The sequence below is a fragment of the Pseudomonas sp. D47 genome (assembly GCF_045447305.1).
In the GTDB taxonomy this organism is placed as follows: domain Bacteria; phylum Pseudomonadota; class Gammaproteobacteria; order Pseudomonadales; family Pseudomonadaceae; genus Aquipseudomonas.
In genome coordinates this window covers 1-16,997 of the sequence record NZ_JBJGXU010000089.1, presented here as the reverse complement: position 1 = coordinate 16,997, position 16,997 = coordinate 1, and the positions used below count along the sequence as shown (strand labels likewise).

At 59.9% G+C, this 16,997-nt stretch carries 18 protein-coding genes and 2 pseudogenes; 12 read left to right on the top strand and 8 right to left on the bottom strand.

The genetic code is table 11. The annotated features are described in order from the left end of the window. Positions 1 to 175 precede the first annotated feature (175 nt). Positions 176 to 553, bottom strand: coding sequence for a hypothetical protein (locus tag ACI77I_RS29875; RefSeq protein WP_242152218.1), 378 nt, complete (start codon positions 551 to 553; stop codon positions 176 to 178). A 198-nt stretch (positions 554 to 751) separates the two neighbouring features. Here ACI77I_RS29875 and ACI77I_RS29870 point away from each other — a divergent pair, with 198 nt between their 5' ends. The 3 genes from ACI77I_RS29870 (at position 752) to def (ending at position 2,624) form a co-directional block, all read left to right on the top strand. Then, positions 752 to 937, top strand: coding sequence for a CsbD family protein (locus tag ACI77I_RS29870; RefSeq protein ID WP_094952591.1), 186 nt, complete (start codon positions 752 to 754; stop codon positions 935 to 937). Between the two features lie 182 nt (positions 938 to 1,119). Further along, a complete protein-coding gene (locus tag ACI77I_RS29865; protein ID WP_094952590.1) occupies positions 1,120 to 2,088 on the top strand; it encodes a YihY/virulence factor BrkB family protein in 969 nt (322 codons plus the stop codon). Then, a complete protein-coding gene (gene def / locus ACI77I_RS29860; RefSeq protein ID WP_406999772.1) occupies positions 2,085 to 2,624 on the top strand; it encodes a peptide deformylase in 540 nt (179 codons plus the stop codon). Before ACI77I_RS29865 ends, def begins: the two co-directional genes overlap by 4 nt. Before the next feature lie 75 nt (positions 2,625 to 2,699). Here the strand turns inward: def and ACI77I_RS29855 are convergent, their stop codons facing one another. Both ACI77I_RS29855 and ACI77I_RS29850 read right to left on the bottom strand, forming a co-directional pair. Continuing rightward, positions 2,700 to 3,518, bottom strand: coding sequence for a class I SAM-dependent methyltransferase (locus tag ACI77I_RS29855; RefSeq protein ID WP_406999770.1), 819 nt, complete (start codon positions 3,516 to 3,518; stop codon positions 2,700 to 2,702). 59 nt (positions 3,519 to 3,577) lie between these two features. Beyond that, on the bottom strand, positions 3,578 to 4,015 hold the full coding sequence (locus tag ACI77I_RS29850; RefSeq protein ID WP_094952587.1) for a GNAT family N-acetyltransferase: 438 nt from the start codon (positions 4,013 to 4,015) through the stop codon (positions 3,578 to 3,580). Between the two features lie 302 nt (positions 4,016 to 4,317). On the opposite strand from ACI77I_RS29850, the gene ACI77I_RS29845 reads away from it, so the two are divergent. The 5 genes and pseudogenes from ACI77I_RS29845 (at position 4,318) to ACI77I_RS29825 (ending at position 8,979) form a co-directional block, all read left to right on the top strand. Then, on the top strand, positions 4,318 to 5,247 hold the full coding sequence (locus ACI77I_RS29845; RefSeq protein ID WP_406999768.1) for a fatty acid desaturase: 930 nt from the start codon (positions 4,318 to 4,320) through the stop codon (positions 5,245 to 5,247). A gap of 9 nt (positions 5,248 to 5,256) precedes the next feature. Beyond that, positions 5,257 to 6,048 (top strand): phosphate/phosphite/phosphonate ABC transporter substrate-binding protein, encoded by a 792-nt coding sequence (locus tag ACI77I_RS29840; protein WP_406999766.1) that lies wholly within the window; start codon positions 5,257 to 5,259, stop codon positions 6,046 to 6,048. A gap of 186 nt (positions 6,049 to 6,234) precedes the next feature. Continuing rightward, positions 6,235 to 6,732: pseudogene (locus ACI77I_RS29835) on the top strand (sigma-70 family RNA polymerase sigma factor); the annotation flags it as partial. A gap of 178 nt (positions 6,733 to 6,910) precedes the next feature. After that, positions 6,911 to 7,924, top strand: coding sequence for an ABC transporter substrate-binding protein (locus tag ACI77I_RS29830; RefSeq protein ID WP_406999764.1), 1,014 nt, complete (start codon positions 6,911 to 6,913; stop codon positions 7,922 to 7,924). 125 nt (positions 7,925 to 8,049) lie between these two features. Then, positions 8,050 to 8,979: an aliphatic sulfonate ABC transporter substrate-binding protein gene (locus tag ACI77I_RS29825; protein ID WP_094952583.1), complete on the top strand. Its 930-nt coding sequence runs from the start codon at positions 8,050 to 8,052 to the stop codon at positions 8,977 to 8,979. A 233-nt stretch (positions 8,980 to 9,212) separates the two neighbouring features. Here the strand turns inward: ACI77I_RS29825 and gstA are convergent, their stop codons facing one another. Then, on the bottom strand, positions 9,213 to 9,815 hold the full coding sequence (gene gstA, locus ACI77I_RS29820) for a glutathione transferase GstA (protein ID WP_094952582.1): 603 nt from the start codon (positions 9,813 to 9,815) through the stop codon (positions 9,213 to 9,215). 96 nt (positions 9,816 to 9,911) lie between these two features. Between gstA and ACI77I_RS29815 the strand changes: the two genes are divergently transcribed. The 4 genes and pseudogenes from ACI77I_RS29815 (at position 9,912) to ACI77I_RS29800 (ending at position 13,278) form a co-directional block, all read left to right on the top strand. Beyond that, positions 9,912 to 10,781, top strand: coding sequence for a LysR family transcriptional regulator (locus ACI77I_RS29815; protein WP_406999762.1), 870 nt, complete (start codon positions 9,912 to 9,914; stop codon positions 10,779 to 10,781). Between the two features lie 169 nt (positions 10,782 to 10,950). Next, positions 10,951 to 11,679, top strand: a pseudogene (locus ACI77I_RS29810) (PAS domain-containing protein); the annotation flags it as partial. Positions 11,680 to 11,697: 18 nt separating this feature from the next. Continuing rightward, positions 11,698 to 12,270, top strand: a complete 573-nt coding sequence (locus ACI77I_RS29805) for a methyl-accepting chemotaxis protein (protein WP_371917704.1) — start codon at positions 11,698 to 11,700, stop codon at positions 12,268 to 12,270. A 117-nt stretch (positions 12,271 to 12,387) separates the two neighbouring features. Then, entirely contained in the window at positions 12,388 to 13,278 is an 891-nt protein-coding gene (locus tag ACI77I_RS29800; RefSeq protein ID WP_094952579.1) for an amino acid ABC transporter substrate-binding protein, read from the top strand. A 55-nt stretch (positions 13,279 to 13,333) separates the two neighbouring features. Here ACI77I_RS29800 and ACI77I_RS29795 read toward each other — a convergent pair whose 3' ends face one another. The 4 genes from ACI77I_RS29795 to ACI77I_RS29780 form a co-directional block, all read right to left on the bottom strand. Further along, positions 13,334 to 13,846: a hypothetical protein gene (locus ACI77I_RS29795; RefSeq protein ID WP_094952578.1), complete on the bottom strand. Its 513-nt coding sequence runs from the start codon at positions 13,844 to 13,846 to the stop codon at positions 13,334 to 13,336. Positions 13,847 to 13,979: 133 nt separating this feature from the next. Beyond that, entirely contained in the window at positions 13,980 to 15,395 is a 1,416-nt protein-coding gene (locus ACI77I_RS29790; RefSeq protein ID WP_406999760.1) for an MFS transporter, read from the bottom strand. A 140-nt stretch (positions 15,396 to 15,535) separates the two neighbouring features. Next, the gene (locus ACI77I_RS29785) at positions 15,536 to 16,273 is read right to left on the bottom strand and encodes an NAD-dependent epimerase/dehydratase family protein (protein ID WP_406999758.1); all 738 of its coding nucleotides are present in this window, start codon (positions 16,271 to 16,273) and stop codon (positions 15,536 to 15,538) included. Between the two features lie 14 nt (positions 16,274 to 16,287). Continuing rightward, positions 16,288 to 16,920 (bottom strand): glutathione S-transferase family protein, encoded by a 633-nt coding sequence (locus tag ACI77I_RS29780; RefSeq protein WP_242152186.1) that lies wholly within the window; start codon positions 16,918 to 16,920, stop codon positions 16,288 to 16,290. Between the last annotated feature and the right edge of the window lie 77 nt (positions 16,921 to 16,997).

Below are 16,997 nucleotides of genomic sequence, written 5' to 3'. Positions count from 1 at the left end.
AATAGCCGCCGTTACCGCAGCAACGGATATGTACTCACATCTACCTAAAAAACCCGTCAAAAGCTTAAAGTTGCGTAGATACCTATGCTGCGATAGCGGTGTAACTGCCACTGCAATGTGGCTAACCCACCGCCATCGCAGGCAAGCCAGTTCCCACATTATTTTTACCGCGTTGTTACAGGGCGAACTGCGCGAAGCTCACGCCAGCACCCGCCGGGCGCACATCTTTCAAGAACGAATCTTTGTCCGCACTCAACTCCAGGGTGATCTCCGGCTTGCGCTTGCCTGCATTGCGCACCACCAGCCCTTCGAGCTTTTCACGCAGGAACGCCGTCGGCACCTTCAGGTGCAGCAACTGGTCGGACTCGGCGTTGTGCATCAACAGGTGAACCCACTCGAACTGGCCCACGGCAATACGGCCCACCGGCAGGTCGAACCACCAGATGTTGCGTTTGTGGTCCAGGTCGGTGAAGTGGCAGTTGTTGACGCCGAGTACGGCACCGCCCAGTTCCTGGTTTCTGCGGGCGATGGCCTGTGCTTTATTGAGTTTCATAACCTTCCTACGGGATCTGTTATTCAGCGTTATAGCCTGAATGTGCCGGGCATTCTCGTGGGTTGGCCGCAAAACATAAAGCCAAACCTGCAGGCGGCGATGAAATGCGCGCTGAAAAATAATTGAAACTCTGCTGAACGGCTTCAGGTCAATCTCTACGTAATGACCAAAAACCTCGATTGTTCCAGGAGAAATACCATGAGCAGCACATCGGATAAGGCAAAAGGTTTGGCTAACGAAGCCGTCGGCAACATCAAGCAAGGTGTCGGCAAAGTCACCGGCAATGACAAGCTGCGCGCTGAAGGCGTGGTGCAGGAAAAGAAAGGTGAAGTGCAAAAAGCCGTCGGCGATACCAAAGACGCGATTAACAAAGCCACCAAGTAAGCCTGAATCGCTGGCTGTATGCGTGCAGCCCGACGGCCATCCACGGATGGCCGTTTTTATGCCTTACGTTGAAACTAAAATCTGGTAATTGTTTCAAAGTCGCCAAGTAGGCTACTTTTAATGTAGAAAACGGCCCCTGAGTCGCCCACGACCTCACTCTTTTTGCGGCGAAAGGAGACGCTATGATTTTTCCGGTACTAGACGGCCTCAAGCTCCACAAAGTGCTGGTGCGCACCGTCAAGGAATTCGTCGATGACGAAATGCCCACCTATGCCTCGGCACTGGCTTACCAGATGCTGTTCTCGTTGTTCCCCTTCCTGCTGTTTCTCATTGCCCTGATCGGCTTCCTGCACCTGCCGGACTTCTTCACCTGGCTGCGCTTGCAGTCGGAACTGGTGTTGCCGCCCCAGGCGCTGGAACAGGTCAACCCGGTGATCGACCAGTTGCAGCAATCCAAGGGTGGCTTGCTGTCCGTCGGTATCGTGATTGCGTTGTGGACTGCCTCGGCGGGCGTTCGCCTGATGATGAGCGCGATGAACGCCGCCTACGACGTGGTCGAAGGTCGACCGATCTGGAAGCGCTTCCCGCTCTCGGTGTTCTACACCGTCGGCATCGCCGGCATGCTGCTCGCCGCCGCCGCGTTGATGGTGCTTGGCCCGCAGGTGATGGGGTGGCTCGCCGGGCAGATCGGCATGCAGGAATTTGTGGTGACCTTGTGGACCATCCTGCGTTGGCCGCTGATCGTGATTTTGCTGATGTTCGCCGTGGCCCTCATGTATTACGTGATGCCCGATGTAGAGCAGAAATTCCGCTTCATCACTCCAGGCTCGGTGCTCGCCGTGGTGGTGTGGATCGTTGCTTCCCTGGGCTTTGGTTATTACGTCAAAACCTTCGCCGACTACAACGCCATGTATGGCAGTATCGGTGCGATCATCGTCCTGCTCCTGTACTTCTACATTTCCGCTGCCGTGCTGTTGCTGGGCGCGGAGATGAATGCCGTGATCGAACACATGTCGGCTGAAGGCAAGGACCCGGGGGAAAAGGAGTTTGAAGAAAACGCCGATGCAAGTTCTTACACGGATGAAAAACAGCACGTCTCAGGCCTAGGCCGGGACCACTCCAAGCCCACACCCATTGAGCCTGATCGATGATCCATGAAATTCTGAAAATGGGCGATGAGCGCCTGCTGCGTATTGCACCGCCGGTTCCGCCGGAGATGTTCGACAGCCCCGAGCTTTGGCAGTTGATTGATGACATGTTCCAGACCATGGAGCACGTCGGCGGTGTCGGTCTCGCCGCCCCGCAGATCGGCGTCGACCTGCAACTGGTGATCTTTGGCTTTGAGGCCAGCGAGCGCTACCCGAACGCACCGCCGGTGACGCAGACCATCCTGATCAACCCATTGATCACGCCGCTTAGCCCAGTACTGGAAGAGGGCTACGAGGGCTGCCTGTCCGTGCCTGGCCTGCGTGGCGCCGTGGACCGTTATCAGCATATTCGCTACGAGGGTTTCGACCCCAAGGGCGAGCCGATTGTGCGCATCGCCGAAGGCTTCCACGCGCGGGTGGTGCAGCATGAATGCGATCACCTGATCGGCCGGTTGTACCCATCGCGCATTACCGACTTCAGCAAGTTCGGGTTTATCGAAGTGATGTTTCCGGATATGGATCCCACGGCGGACGAATAGCCCCCTGACACACCATCGATCAAAAATGTGGGAGCTGGCAAGCCAGCTCCCACATTGGTGTTGCGTTCATTCAGACTATTTGGCCGGTTTCACAAACCGCAACGTCATCCGATCCGACTCCCCAATCGCCACATATTTAGCCTTATCCTGCTCCCCCAGCTTCAACGTCGGCGGCAACGTCCACACGCCACCTGGATAATCCTTGGTGTCTTTGGGGTTGGCGTTCACCTCACTTTGCCCGGCCAGCTTGAACCCGGCATCCGTGGCCAGTTTCACCACCTGGGCCGTGGTCAGGTAACCACTGTCTTTGATCGCTTCCAGATCGGCCCCGTCCTTGGCGCGGTGATCTTCCACGCCCAGCACGCCACCCGGCTTGAGCACGCTGTAGAACGCCGTGAACGTGGCGTTGGCGGTATCCGCCGCCACCCAGTTATGCACATTGCGAAAGGTCAGCACGGCATCCGCCGACGCAGGTTTGCCGAACACCGGCGCCTTGGGGTCGAGCTCCACCACGTCGGCCTTGGCATATCGCGTTGGGTCGGCGGCGAATTTCTTCTTTAGGTTTTCTTCAGAGGTGCGCGCGTAGGCGCTGCTGCTGGCGGCCTGCACGGCGGCGATGTAGTGCCCGTGGTCCTTGAGCAGTGGCGCAAGTATTTCGCTGTACCAGCCACCGCCTGGCGTGATTTCTATCACGGTCTGCTTGGCGCCCAAGCCGAAAAACGCCAACGTCTGCTGCGGATGGCGATAGCCGTCACGCGCGCTGTTGGCCGGGTCGCGCCAACTGCCGGCCAATACGCTTGAATATTGCTGGGCAGTAATGGGGGCGTCGGCTGCTTGGCTGAACGCTGGAAAGAGCAGGGCGGCTAGGGATAGAGCTGCGAGCGTCGTTTTCATGATCGTCCTGTAAGGGGTCACTGTGCCACCGAGGCTAGCACGGGCCCCGCACAGGTCGATCACACATTATCCGCAGTCGACCTCACCAAACGTTCTAAGCCCATGGCAATCATTGGCTTGTTACGTTTGTAGCGCGCCCACCGCTCGCTGAGTGATTGCGGCAGCACCGTGTCCTGGCTGAAACCCATACGCTGATACACAGCTTCCAAATCAGGATGGCACAGCAGCCATACCGTTCCTTCCACGTCGGCCACTGCCTGCACAATCAAGCGCGCCGCCAACCCTTGGCCGCGAAACCCAGGGTCAACAAATACGCCGGTCAGCCACTGCCCTCCGACCACGGGCGTGAGGCACAGCCCGGCCACAATCTCGCCGTCGCGCGCCACCCACAAACGCCCGCCCTTAAGCGCCTTCATCGGTGAATTATGGCTGCGGTAAAACTTGTTCAGCAGCGGCCACAGTGGCTCTGCCAGCGGTTCGATGAGCAGTTCGGGCATGGTCTTTAAGCCAGCGTTTTCAAGGGCCGGGGATTATAAGCGCCTTCTGCCCGGCAATAGGTGGTATACCCATTGTTACATCCCCTTTTAGTGGAGCATGCATCATGGCCAAAGGTATGGATTCAAAGAAAGCCGCGAAGAAGAAACCGGCAAAAACCGCCGATGAAAAACGCGCCGACAAGAAGGCCAAGAAAACCGAGACAGGCCTGTTCGGTCACTGAGTTACAAGCTTAGAACCAAACGATCTGCAAGATTTTTAGGTCTCGCTGCACAGAGCAGGAAACACCTGCTCTGAGCTGCCGATGGCCAACTACCTTGATCTGACCCAACGCCGGGAAATCGAAGCCCTGGCGCACCGCTTTACCGCCAGAACCGAATGGCCGACCTGGCTGCTGCTGATCGGCGTGTATGCCGGCTGGTTCTCTGTGATGCTCGCCAGCCCTTGGCTGGGCCTGTGGCTCAGCACCCTGTTGCTGGTTCCGTTGGTGACGCTGTGGCTGTCGGTGCAACACGAATTGCTCCACGGTCATCCCACCCGTTCCCTCCTCGTAAACAAACTGCTCGGCTACGCGCCCTTTGCCGTGTGGTACCCCTACACGCTGTACCGCAACAGCCATCTGCTGCATCACAACGATGAAGACCTGACCCTGCCGGGCATCGACCCGGAAAGCCGCTACCTGAATCAATCCCAATGGGACAACAGCTCGTTGTTTAAGCGCGGTGTGCATTGGTTGACCAAAACCGTGCTCGGCCGTTTCCTGCTCGCGGCCCCGCTGGCGATTGGTCGATTGGCGCGCCAGGAATTTCAACGCCTGCCACAGGTGTGGCCGATGTGGCTGGCCCACGGCGCCGTGACGGTCTTGATGCTCAGCTTTATCGCCCACTTCAGCGTAATGCCGGTGTGGCATTACCTGCTGCTGGTCAGCGTGCCAGCCTTGTCCCTGGCCTCGATCCGTTCCTACTATGAACACCGCCCGCACCTGCAACCGGAACGGCGCACCGTGCTCAACGAAGCCGCCTGGCCGTGGACCTGGCTGTTTCTCAACAACAACTTGCACCTGGTGCACCACGACTTGCCGAAACTGCCCTGGTACTTGCTGCCCACGGTCTACCACGCCCGCCGCGAACAGTGGGTGGCGCGCAGCGGTGGTTTTCTGGTGCAAGGTTACGGCCAGTTGATCAGCCGTCACGGCCTCAAGGCCATCGACAGCCCCCGGCACCCTTTTGCGTGAGAGACGACCATGAGTGATCGCTATGCCGAGCTGTTGATGTACGTCGCGCCCGAAGCGGTGCAGCAAGCCAACCAGCAATGGCTGACGCGCATATTTGAGCGCCTGAACCTCAGCCGGCGCAACGCCGACTACCTCGACTTGCACAGCCTGTGGCGGGCGCCCGAACTGCTCGTCACGCAAACCTGCGGTTACCCGCTGATGACCCAACTGCGCGGCCAGGTGCGGGTGATCGGGCGCCCACGTTACGAGCTGGCCCACAGCAGCCACGGCGAACATTGCAGCCTGCTGCTGACCCGCGACGACAACCCGCGCACGGCCCTGGCGGACTTCTACAACAGCCGCGGCGTGATCAACGGCCACGACTCCAACAGCGGCATGAACCTGCTGCGCGAACGCCTCGCGCCGTTGCAGCGCGACGGCCGTTTCTTCACCCGTGTCGGCATCAGCGGCGCCCACCGCGAAAGCCTGCGTTGGCTGCGCGAAGACCGCGCCGACCTTGCCGCCATCGACAGCGTCACCTACGACTACCTCGCCCGTTTCGCCCCGCAGGAGGTGGCGGGGCTGCGCATCGTCACCCATAGCGCGCCAAGCCCGACCTTGCCCTACATCGTGCCGCTGCATCTGCGCGACGAACAGGTGGCGCAGATTCGTCAGGCGATGAACCTGGCGTTGCAGGACTTGCCGCAGGTCGTCGAAACGCTGGGTATTCAAGAAGTTTTATCCGCCAGCGAAGACGACTACCACGTGCTGTTGGGCTACCAACAACAAGCCGTCAGCGCCGGTTATCCAAACCTGCACTGATCGTTCCCACGCTCTGGGTGGGAACGCCTGTTGTGACGCTCCGCGTCACGCTTTCATACGCTGAGGGTTGGAACGATAAGTTATATAAAAATACCTTTTAAATATTATTAAAGAATAAGCAGCCTTGCTAGGATCGCTCCACCGGAACACCGGACATAACGCGCAACCTACTCAGATGGAGCCACTATGTCCGGCGCCGACACTTCACACTGCGATTACGTGGGCGGATTGTTCCGCAGTCATTACGACTGGCTGTGCAGCCGTTTGCACCGCCACTTGGATTCGCGTGCCCACGCCGAAGACATCGCCGCCGACGCCTTCGTCCAACTCCTGAGTTCGTCGGGTGTGACGCCGATCCGCCAACCCCGCGCCTTACTCACCACCATCGCCCAGCGCCTGATGTACCAGCTGTGGCGCCGCCGTGACCTGGAGCGCGCTTACCTCGACGCCCTGGGCAACGACGAAACCTGCACCGCGCCTTCGCTCGAAGACCTGGCGCAAATGCTCGAAGCCCTGCAGGCCATCGACCAGTTGCTCGACGGCTTGCCGGCCAAGGTCAAGGCGACCTTCCTGCTGTCGCAACTCAATGGCCTGACGTATCCCGAGATCGCTGCCGAACTGGGGATTTCCCAGCGCTCGGTCAGTGACTACATGGCCCGCGCGCTCAACCAAACCCGACGACTTCAACAGCCGCCGGCGCCGGGCCAGCAACACAGCTACCTGTCGCCGACCGCGCCGGAAGGGGCGTTCCACTGCACGCGGCTCAGTTATGACGTTCAACCGATCTTGACGACTGCGCAGATCGAATGTGGGAGCTGCCCACTTTGAATGTGTTGTGAATCGAATCTCCAAGAGGCTACTCATGAGAACACTAAAAAACCTGCTCGGTGGTTCGCTACTGGCACTCACCGCCCTGGCCCAGCCAGTCACCGCTGGTGAACTGATAAAACCGATCCACTTCGGCGACATCACCTGGGAAAGCGGCAGCCTGATCACTGAAGTGCTGCGCCTGATCGTCGAGAAAGGCTACGGCCTGCCCACCGACACCTTGCCCGGCAGCACCGTGAGCCTGGAAGCCGCCCTGGCTAAGGACGACATCCAGGTGATCGGCGAAGAGTGGGCCGGGCGCAGCCCTGCGTGGGTCAAGGCTGAAAGCGAAGGCAAAGTGTTCGGCCTGGGCGACACGGTCAAAGGCGCCACCGAAGGCTGGTGGGTGCCGGAATACGTGATCAAGGGCGACGCCGAACGCGGCATCAAACCCCTGGCGCCGGACCTCAAGTCGGTGGCCGACCTGGCGCGCTATAAAGATGTGTTCCGCGACCCCGAAGACCCGAGCCGTGGCCGCTTCCTCAACAGCCCCACCGGCTGGACCTCGGAAATCGTCAACAGCCAGAAGCTCAAGGCGTATGGCCTGACCGATACCTTCGTCAACTTCCGCACCGGCTCCGGCGCGGCGCTGGACGCCGAAGTGGCGTCGTCGATCCGACGTGGCAAACCGGTGTTGTTCTACTACTGGTCGCCGACCCCGCTGCTCGGGCGCTTCAAGCTGATCAAGCTAGAGGAGCCGCCGTTCAACGCACAAGCCTGGAAGACCCTGGCCGACGCCAACAACCCACACCCCATCGGCACCCGCTCGATGCCCGCGCACTTGGCGATTGGCGTGTCGGCGCCGTTCAAGGCGCAGTACCCGCAACTGGTGACGTTGTTTGAGAAAGTCGACCTGCCGATCGACCTGCTCAACGGCATCCTTGCGCAGATGAGCGAGAAACGTGAACAGCCACGCCAAGTGGCGCTGGCGTTCCTCAAAGAGCAACCGCAAGTCTGGCAACAATGGGTGCCAGCGGACGTGGCGGCCAAGGTCAAGGCAAGCCTGTAGATCGTTCCCACGCCCCGCGTGGGAATGCCGCCAGGGACGCCCGCGTCCCGCTCTAAAAGTCGTGACGCAGAGCGTCACAGGATGCATCCCCACGCTGAGCGTGGGAACGATCAGAGGTGACAGTGATGGTTAAGTTTTTCAGCGTGATTCTGGCTTCAGTTGTGTTGTCGGCAGCGGTTTTAGCCGCCGAACCTTCCACCTTGCGCATCGGCTATCAGAAAAGCTCGGTGAGCATGGTGCTGGCCCGTGAGCACAAGCTTTTCGAAGAGGCACTGCCCGGCACCCAAGTGCAATGGATTGAGTTTCTCGGCGGCCCGCCGCTGATCGAGGCGCTGAACGGCGGCAGCCTGGACATCGGCAATATCGGCGACATCCCGCCGATCTTCGCCCAGGCCGCCGGCATCGATTTGCAGTACTTCGCCGTCGAGCCCAACGAGGGTAAAACCGAAGCGGTGCTGGTGCCCAAGGCCAGCACGATTCAAAGCGTGGCCGAACTCAAGGGCAAGCGCGTGGCGCTGCTCAAGGGTTCCAGCGCGCACAACCTGTTCCTCAAAAGCCTGCTGCGCGCCGGTTTGCAATGGAAGGATGTGAACGTGGTGTACCTGTCGCCGTCCGACGGTCGCGCCGCGTTCGAACAAGGCAAGGTCGATGCCTGGGTGGTGTGGGACCCGTATTACTCCGCTGCCGTGGTCGACGGTTCCGCCCGTGTGCTAGGCGACGGCCAAGGCCTCAACCCGGCCGGCAGTTTCTTTGTGGTCAGCAGCCCGTTTGCCAAACAACACCCGCAGGCCGTCGGCGCGATTATCAAGACCCTCGCCAAGGCCCAGCGCCTGTCCCTGGACCAACCCGAGGACAGCATCGCACTGATGGCCAACACTTTGGGCCTGCCACCGGCCGTGGTCAAAAGCTACTTCGAACACCGCTCACCCGCACCGATTCGCCCACTGGAAGCCGTGGACATCGCCAACCAGCAACGCACCGCAGACCTGTTTTTTGCCAACGGCCTGATCCCCAAGAAGGTCGATGTGCAGCAGATCGTGCTCAAGGCCCCCTAAACCCTGCGGCCAGCGGGCTTCCTGCAACCCGCGGGCCTGTTGTGGCGAGCGGGCTCGCCACAGGAAGCCCGCTCGCCACAAAAACATCCGATTTTAATCAGTGAGCAGACAATGCAACCGATCTGAATCGACTTTCTCAACGGCCTGGACATCGGCGCGCTCAACTTTTCCAACGACGAAATCCTCACCGCCATCGCAGGCAAGCCAGCTCCCACAGTGAATTGCATTTCAGGTCATGCGGCTTCGGCGGCCAATGCGGCGATCACAGCTTGCCGCTCACCCATCCGCTGCTCAAACGCCGCCAACGCTGGCCACTGCTGCAAATCAATCTCGTGAAACCCCGCCCAGCGCAGCACCACAAACAAATACGTATCCGCCACTGAATACTGCGCGCCGAGCAGATAATCCTGACGCTCCAACGTCTGCACCAGAATCGCAAACCGCTTGTACAACGTGGCCAGGAACATCGCCCGTACCTCACCCTGAATCGCACCATTAAAGAAAATCGCCAGCCCGCCATGAATCTCGCTGGCGATAAAGTTCAGCCATTCCTGCAAGCGCACACGCTCCCAGCTGCCATTGGCCGGGGCCAGGTGGGCGGCGGGCTGCAGGTCGGCCAGGTACTGCAGGATGGCGCTTGCCTCGGTCAGTACTTCGCCGTTGCCCAGTTGCAGCGCCGCGACGTAGCCTTTGGGGTTGATTTGTAGGAAGTCTTCGCCGCCGGCGAAGGTTTTGGCCTGGTTATTCACCCGCACCAGTTCGAACGGCAACGCCAATTCACGCAGCACGATATGCGGGGCGAGCGAACAGGCATTGGGGGAAAAATACAGTTTCATCTAAGGCGGCTCCGTTGGATTTGCGCCAGTCTCACGGGCATGGCACCTTGCGTAAAATTAAACCTTCAAACCCCATCCATAAGGACAGCTACTGCCATGATGAACCTGATGCACTGGCGTTTGTTGGTGGCTGTGGCCGATCACGGCAGCATCACGGCGGCTGCCGAACAGGTGGGCATGACCCAGTCCGCCGCGAGCCAGGCCATGGCGTCCATGGAGGCGACGCTGGGGGCGCAACTGTTCACTCGTGAGCCGCGCAAGACCTTGCCCACTGCGCTGGGGCTGAGTGTGATCGAGCAGGCGCGGGTGATGATGGGGGCGTTGCAAACCATTCGCACCACGGTGGATGAAGCACGCCCGCTGCTGCGTGGGAGTATTCGCATCGCCAGTTTCCCGATGGTGTTGGCGACCGTTCTGACGCCCTTGTTGCGCCGTTTTCGTCAGTTGAACCCGGGTATCGAGGTCACCACCCTGGACGTCACGGACAGTGAAGTGCACACCTTGCTCGACGCCGGCCTGATCGACTTGGGCGTGGTGCTCAACCCCAAGCCCGAGCGCAACGCCACGGTATTGGGTCGCGGCCTGTGGATGGCGGTGTTGCCGACCCACCATCCACTGGCGCAGCGTGCGGCCGATGCCAGCGTGTCGCTTGAGGAATTGCTCGAACAACCCTTCGTGCTCGCCACCGGTGGCTGTACCGCCAATGCCCGCAGCCTGGCTGTAGACGCCGGGCTGAGCCTGCGCGACATCCGCGTGGAAGTGCGCGAATGGAACAGCGCCTACAGCCTCGTGCGCGAAGGCGTCGGCGTCACCCTAGTGCCTGAAATGGCCTTGCCGGCCCAGCGCAACGGCCTGCGCGTGATGCCGCTTACGGTCCCGCTGTACCGTGAATTTGCCTTAGTCGGTTCACCAGCCCTTCCGACCTCGGCTGCCGTCAGCGCATTGTTAAAAATGCTGGCTGAATAATGGCCTTGCATAGCGCCAAGCCGAGTCTATGCTCACCCAGAACCGTTGATGACGTTTGGCATATATAGCGTTTTGGATGGTTTTTTCCCTATGAAGGTGTGCCAGCAATAGCCAACTGAAGAATGGAATGCGCCTTCCACGGGCGCCGGGAATCTAGGGTGATCTGACCATGTTCAACCGCCACCACCAATCCGACCTGCAAGAAATCGAACGTTTCTCCTGTGCCCTCACCGAAGCTAACGCCAAACTCGCCGCCATCAGCCGCTCCATGGCGATGATCGAGTTCGACGGCAATGGCATGATCCTCGACGCCAACCCCAATTTTTGCAAAACCATGGGCTACACCGTCGAGGAGATTCGCGGCAAACATCACCGCCTTTTTTGCGAAGAGGCCTACACCCACACCGAGGCCTACACCAAACTCTGGCGCGACCTGGCGCGGGGCGAAGCCCTCAGCGGCACGTTCATGCGCCTGAACAAGCGCGGCGAAGAGGTGTGGCTCGAGGCCAGTTACATGCCGGTGCTGGACAGCAGCAATCAGGTGCAGAGCGTGATCAAGGTGGCGTCGGATATTTCCGCACGGGTCCACCGTGAACACGAGAACCAGAGCCTGATCGATGCCATCAGCCGCTCCATGGCGGTGATTGAGTTCACGCCCCAAGGCCAGATCCTCAATGCCAACGACAACTTCCTGCGCACCGTGCAGTACACGCGTGAAGAAATCATCGGCCAGCACCACAGCATGTTCTGCCATCGCGGCGAAGTGGAATCCCCAGCGTACAAGGCCTTTTGGGCCTCGCTCAATCGCGGCGAATATCACTCCCATCGCTTTGAACGCAAAAACAAATACGGCAAAACCCTTTTTCTGGAAGCCTCCTACAACCCGATCTTCGACGCCAACGGGCGCCTGTACAAAGTGGTGAAGTTTGCCAGCGACATCACCGAGCAGGTCACCACCCTGCGCACCGCCGCCGATTCGGCCCACGCCACGTCGGTACAAAACGACGCCTGCGCACGCAAAGGTTCGCAGGTGGTGCAGCAAACCGTGCAAATCATCGAAGCCATTTCCAACGACTTGAACCAGGCGGCCCAGAGCATCGATGCGGTGAACAAACAGTCGGACATCATTGGCTCCATCGTGCAGACCATCCGCAGCATTGCCGAACAAACCAATATGCTCGCGCTCAACGCAGCGATTGAAGCGGCGCGGGCCGGCGAGCATGGGCGCGGCTTCGCGGTGGTGGCCGACGAAGTGCGCAGCCTCGCGGCACGTACCAGCCAGGCGACGGTGGAAATTGTTGATGTCGTGCGCAAGAACCACGACCTGTCGCTGAGTGCGGTGTCGAGCATGCAGTCGAGCCTGAGTCGCACGGGGCTGGGGGTTGAACTGGCGAATGAAGCGGGGCAGGTGATCCTGGAGATTCAGGAAGGCTCACGGCATGTGGTGGATGCGATCAGCCAGTTCAACTCGACGTTGCAGCTGCAGTAAACGTCTTGGCGCTCGCGGTCGGCCCTGGGCCGGCAGCGAGCTTTGCGATTTACCCTACAGAGTGCTTCCACGGGGGGCGGTATAAAACTCAGGTTTATTCACTGAGTTGGACTAACTATGAAGTTGCAAGGTGCCTTATTTCTGTCGCTGTGCGTGCTGTCAGCCGGCGTTGCCGCGAACGATGCCGTTCTGGAAAAGATCCGCGAAACGAAACACATGGTGATTGGTTATCCGGCTGAGGCCCTGCCGTTCTCCTATCAACCCGGCGCCGGTGAGCCGGTGGGTTACTCCATCGACCTGTGCCGACGTATCGCCAGTGATGTGAAGAAAAACCTCAAGCTCGACGAACTGGCCTTGAGCTTCAAACCCTTGAGTTTCAAAGAACGTATCAGTGCCGTCAGCAGCGGCGCGGTGGATCTGGAATGTGGTTCCACCACTAATACGCCGGAGCGCCAGAAGCAGGTTGATTTCAGCGTTTCAACCTTTGCAGCCTCGATCAAAGTGGTCTCCCGGGTGGGTGAGAAGCTGGACACCTTGAAGGATCTCAATGGCCGGTCTGTGGTGATCGTCGACGGCACCACGGTGGGCGAGGTGGTCAAGCAACTTGAAAAACGTGAAGGCTGGCGCCTTAAAAAGGTGCCTGCCAAGAACCTGACCGAGGGTTTCAAGTTGTTGGTCGAGAACCAGGCCGACAGCCTGGTGTTTGATGAAGTGGTGGTGGCCCCGTTAATGGCGAGCGCCGCCGAGCCTGCGCGTTATCAGTTTTTGCCGGATGTGCTGGTGGTTGAACACTTGGCGTTGATCATGCCGAAAAATAACCCAGCGTTAAAACGTACGGTCGACACGACCCTGGCGGGCTTGATGGCCTCCGGGGAAGCCAAGGCGCTGTACGTGAAGTGGTTTGAATCGCCGATTGCGACCAAGACGCTGAATGTGAACGTGCCCTTTTCAGCACAGATGGAGCACATGTTCAGCGCCCCTACCGACCAACCGGGCAAGGCGTTGTAAGGTTACTTGCGCAAGGAGGGGAGCAGAGTTGCTCCCCTCCTCAAAAGCTACGTAGTCAGATCGCAGCCAAGGTCTCTTTCACGCTCTGTGCCTGCGGGTCAGCGGTCTTCGCCGCGACTTGCTGCTCTTGCTGCTGCTTCATGCGCTCAGCCACTTGCTTGGCAATTGCGTCCTGTTTTTCCTGTGGCATGGCTTGCACCTCTGCCTCAGTCAAACCCTGCTCCTTGAGCAGCTGTTCGCGAATGCGTTCGGCCGGGGTTTTGCTCATGTAGTCGGTGAAGTCGGCACGCGCGGTGCTGGTGCTCGAGCCGGCCGCCGGCACATCCGTCGACGCCGTAGGGGCGGCGGTGGTGGCTTGCAACTGCACACGGGTCTTGGCGAAGGCTTCGTCGATACGGTCGTTGGCCTTGTCCAGGTCCTTCTGCGCAGTCGGCACGGTCACGCTCTGCTGCGCGGCTTGCACGGCACCGCTGTACAGCGCGCTGGCGGCTGCGTTGGCGGGGTCCATGTCGGGGCGCTTGAGCTGTTGCACGGTCGACACAGCTTGGGTGTTGTTGTTAACCAGCATGATCGGTTACCTGTGGATATGTTCGGTGCCACAGGTGGAGCAAATAGTGTGCCGGAGGCGATGCCCCCGGTTTTATTGGAGATGGTGCGGCCGTCGCGGCAAACATTGTCCAGCTCGCGGCCAAGCGTTGCCGTCAGTGCGCAATATTCTCCAACGCCAAATTGCGCGTACGCGGCCCGAACCAACTGATGGTGATCATCACGATCAACATGCTGCTGGCAATAAACGCGAGCACCCCAGGCGTGCCCAAGTGTTCGAGGATAAAGCCGATCAACAAACTGCTGAACACCGTGGACAAGCGGCTGAACGAATAGCAGAACCCCACTGCCCGCGCGCGGATGTTGGTCGGGAACAGTTCGCTTTGGTAGGCGTGATAGCTGAAGCTCAGCCAGGCGTTGCAGAAGGTGATCATCACCCCGCAGATCACCAGCCCCAGCGCTGTGGTTTGCAGGGCGAACAGGCTGCCGAAGATCATCGCGCCCATGGCCGAGCCGACGATTTGCCATTTGTTTTCAAAGCGGTTGGCCACCTTCACAAACAGCAACGGCCCCAGCGGGTAGGCGAGGGTGATGATAAAGGCGTACATCAAGCTGTGGGTCACGCTCACGCCCTGGCCCGACAGCAACGCTGGCAACCAATTGCCAAAGCCGAAAAAGCCGATGGCCTGGAACACGTGGAACACAATCAGCATCAACGCCCGGCGCCGGTACGGCGGTTGCCAGATATCGGCAAAGCGGCCGTTGCCTTGCACGCTGACGGCTTGCGGCTCAGGCTCATCCAGCGGTTTGCCGTGGTCTTTCTGGCAGCGCGCCTCCAGGCTGTCCATGATCTGCCCGGCTTCGTCAAAGCGGCCTTTCTGTGCGAGCCAGCGCGGTGATTCTGGCAGGCGTTTGCGCAGTTGCCAGATAAACAGCGCAAACACCGCGCTGCTCAACACCACCCAGCGCCAGCCGGAGATGCCAAACGGCGCCTGGGGCACCAGCCACCACGACATCAACGCCACCGCTGGCACCGACAGAAACTGGATAAAAAACGCAAAGGCAAACGCCGAGCTGCGCATGCGTTTGGGCACCAGTTCCGAGAGGTAGGCGTCGATGGTCACGAGCTCAATCCCTAAGCCAATGCCCACCAGAAAGCGCATGCCGATGATGCCCAGGGCGGACGTCTGAATGCCCATCAACACCGTGGCGATCGTGTACCAGATCAGCGCGAAGGTGAAGATTGCCCGGCGCCCGAAACGGTCGGCGATGGGGCTGAGCAGGCTGGCGCCGAGGAACAGGCCCAGGAAGGTCGCCGAGGCAAACGCTGCCTGGTCGGAGAAGCCGAATACGCCTTCGCTGCCGGTGTGGAAAATCCCGTCGCTGATCAAACCGGGGCTGATGTAGGCGGTCTGGAACAGGTCATACAGCTCAAAAAAACCGCCAATCGACAGCAACGCCACCAGGCGCCAGACGGTGGCGACGGCGGGCAGGCGGTCAATGCGCGCGCTGATATGAGCGGCACGGATTGGGTCGATGCTGTCCGTGGCTGAGGCAGTGAGTGTCGACATGGGGTGGATTCCAGGAGCAGTGACCTGGAATCTTAGCGGGCTAACGGAAATCGGCGCTTGTGAAATTACGTGCGGCAGGCCTCACATTCGCTGATTTATTGCGCCAGGGTGTCAGGTTTAAAGGTTTTATGGCGCGGGGCTCAATAAGTGATGGGGATCTCGAAGGTCTGGAACGCGTCATCCACTGGCTGGTAACCCAACACCCGTATGGTCTCACTCAAGTCCAGGCGCTTGAAGCGGTTATTGGAAATGCCATGGGCGATCAGGTGCTTCACGCCCTCGGCCTCTACCGAGCGTTGCAGCAGTTGCACGGCGTCATGCGGGCTGAGCCAGGCGCTGAGGTCGCGGGCGTTGTTCAGGTCGTGGGTTTCAGGGGATTCGAACGCGCCGATGCGCAGGGCAATGGTCGAGAGGGGCGTCTTGGCTGCGTAATAGCCGCACAGCGCTTCGCCGTAGCATTTGCTCACGCCATACAGGTTGGCGGGCAATACCGGCATGCCGGGGGTGATCTGCCGGTCCACCGGATAGCCTTCGATGGTTTGCGCACTGCTAGCGAATACCAGGCGTTTAACCCCGGCGGCCACGGCGGCTTCGAACAAGTAGGTGGTGGCGAGGATGTTGTTCGGCAGTAACTCATCGAATGAAGCGCTGGCGTGGGGGATGCCCGACAGGTGCACGATCACATCGATGCCGTCGAGCAGGGCGGCCAAGCTGGACTTGTCGCTGAGGTCGGCGTGCACAAAGCAGTGCTCGCCCAGGTCGAAATCCGGCGCGATGCGGTCAGTGAGCGTGAAGCGGTAGCGGTTTTTCGAGGCTTCGAAAAACGTCTTGCCGATTCTGCCGCAGGCGCCGGTGAGCAGTACGTTGAGTCCTTTCACGAAGTGTCCTTGTGTTAGTTATGACCGTCGAGGGCAAAGGTCTTGAAGCCTGGACGCTGGCTGAGGCGTTGGTAGTACGCCGCAATGGCGGGGTAGGGCGGGCGCGCCATGGGCGTGTTCTGCCAGCGGTGCACCGAGAGGCCGATGAGGATATCGGCGAGGGTGAATTCATCGCCGGCCACATAGGCGCAGGTTTTCGCCAGCTGTTGCTCCAGCAGGCCCATCTTGTCATTCCACCGGTGTACCGCGGCGGCAATCTGCGCAGCGTCCAGGCCGTCCGGGTTGTTGCGCACCAGCGCGGTAAAGGCATCGCCCCAGGCGCGGTTGAGTTCCACGGCTTGCCAGTCCACCCATTGCTCGATGCGCGCACGGGGCGCGGGTTCGACGGGTAGCAGGTCCGTGCGTTGGTAAAGGCCGATCAGGTAGCGACAGATGGTGTTGGATTCCCACAGCACGCCATGGTCGTCGATCAGCACCGGCACTTGGGCGTTGGGGTTCAGAGCGAGAAACTCGGCAGACTGGGTGGGCTTGAAGCCGATGCCCCAGTCTTCGCGCACGTAGTCGATGCCCAGTTCCTGGCAGGTCCAGAGCACTTTGCGCACGTTGATGGAGGAGGTGCGGCCTAAGATTTTCAGTGAGTGTCCCATGGTGCTTCCCTGACGATGGAGATGACCAATCTAGCAGGGGTCGGGAACGACAGCGAGGGCGAGAAGTGCACAGGGGC

Bases quoted from the DNA above. Each gene is read 5' to 3' on its own strand.
- ACI77I_RS29875 (WP_242152218.1), bottom strand. From the start codon at position 553: ATGAAACTCAATAAAGCACAGGCCATCGCCCGCAGAAACCAGGAACTG.
- ACI77I_RS29870 (WP_094952591.1), top strand. From the start codon at position 752: ATGAGCAGCACATCGGATAAGGCAAAAGGTTTGGCTAACGAAGCCGTC.
- ACI77I_RS29865 (WP_094952590.1), top strand. From the start codon at position 1,120: ATGATTTTTCCGGTACTAGACGGCCTCAAGCTCCACAAAGTGCTGGTG.
- def (WP_406999772.1), top strand. From the start codon at position 2,085: ATGATCCATGAAATTCTGAAAATGGGCGATGAGCGCCTGCTGCGTATT.
- ACI77I_RS29855 (WP_406999770.1), bottom strand. From the start codon at position 3,518: ATGAAAACGACGCTCGCAGCTCTATCCCTAGCCGCCCTGCTCTTTCCA.
- ACI77I_RS29850 (WP_094952587.1), bottom strand. From the start codon at position 4,015: ATGCCCGAACTGCTCATCGAACCGCTGGCAGAGCCACTGTGGCCGCTG.
- ACI77I_RS29845 (WP_406999768.1), top strand. From the start codon at position 4,318: ATGGCCAACTACCTTGATCTGACCCAACGCCGGGAAATCGAAGCCCTG.
- ACI77I_RS29840 (WP_406999766.1), top strand. From the start codon at position 5,257: ATGAGTGATCGCTATGCCGAGCTGTTGATGTACGTCGCGCCCGAAGCG.
- ACI77I_RS29830 (WP_406999764.1), top strand. From the start codon at position 6,911: ATGAGAACACTAAAAAACCTGCTCGGTGGTTCGCTACTGGCACTCACC.
- ACI77I_RS29825 (WP_094952583.1), top strand. From the start codon at position 8,050: ATGGTTAAGTTTTTCAGCGTGATTCTGGCTTCAGTTGTGTTGTCGGCA.
- gstA (WP_094952582.1), bottom strand. From the start codon at position 9,815: ATGAAACTGTATTTTTCCCCCAATGCCTGTTCGCTCGCCCCGCATATC.
- ACI77I_RS29815 (WP_406999762.1), top strand. From the start codon at position 9,912: ATGATGAACCTGATGCACTGGCGTTTGTTGGTGGCTGTGGCCGATCAC.
- ACI77I_RS29800 (WP_094952579.1), top strand. From the start codon at position 12,388: ATGAAGTTGCAAGGTGCCTTATTTCTGTCGCTGTGCGTGCTGTCAGCC.
- ACI77I_RS29795 (WP_094952578.1), bottom strand. From the start codon at position 13,846: ATGCTGGTTAACAACAACACCCAAGCTGTGTCGACCGTGCAACAGCTC.
- ACI77I_RS29790 (WP_406999760.1), bottom strand. From the start codon at position 15,395: ATGTCGACACTCACTGCCTCAGCCACGGACAGCATCGACCCAATCCGT.
- ACI77I_RS29780 (WP_242152186.1), bottom strand. From the start codon at position 16,920: ATGGGACACTCACTGAAAATCTTAGGCCGCACCTCCTCCATCAACGTG.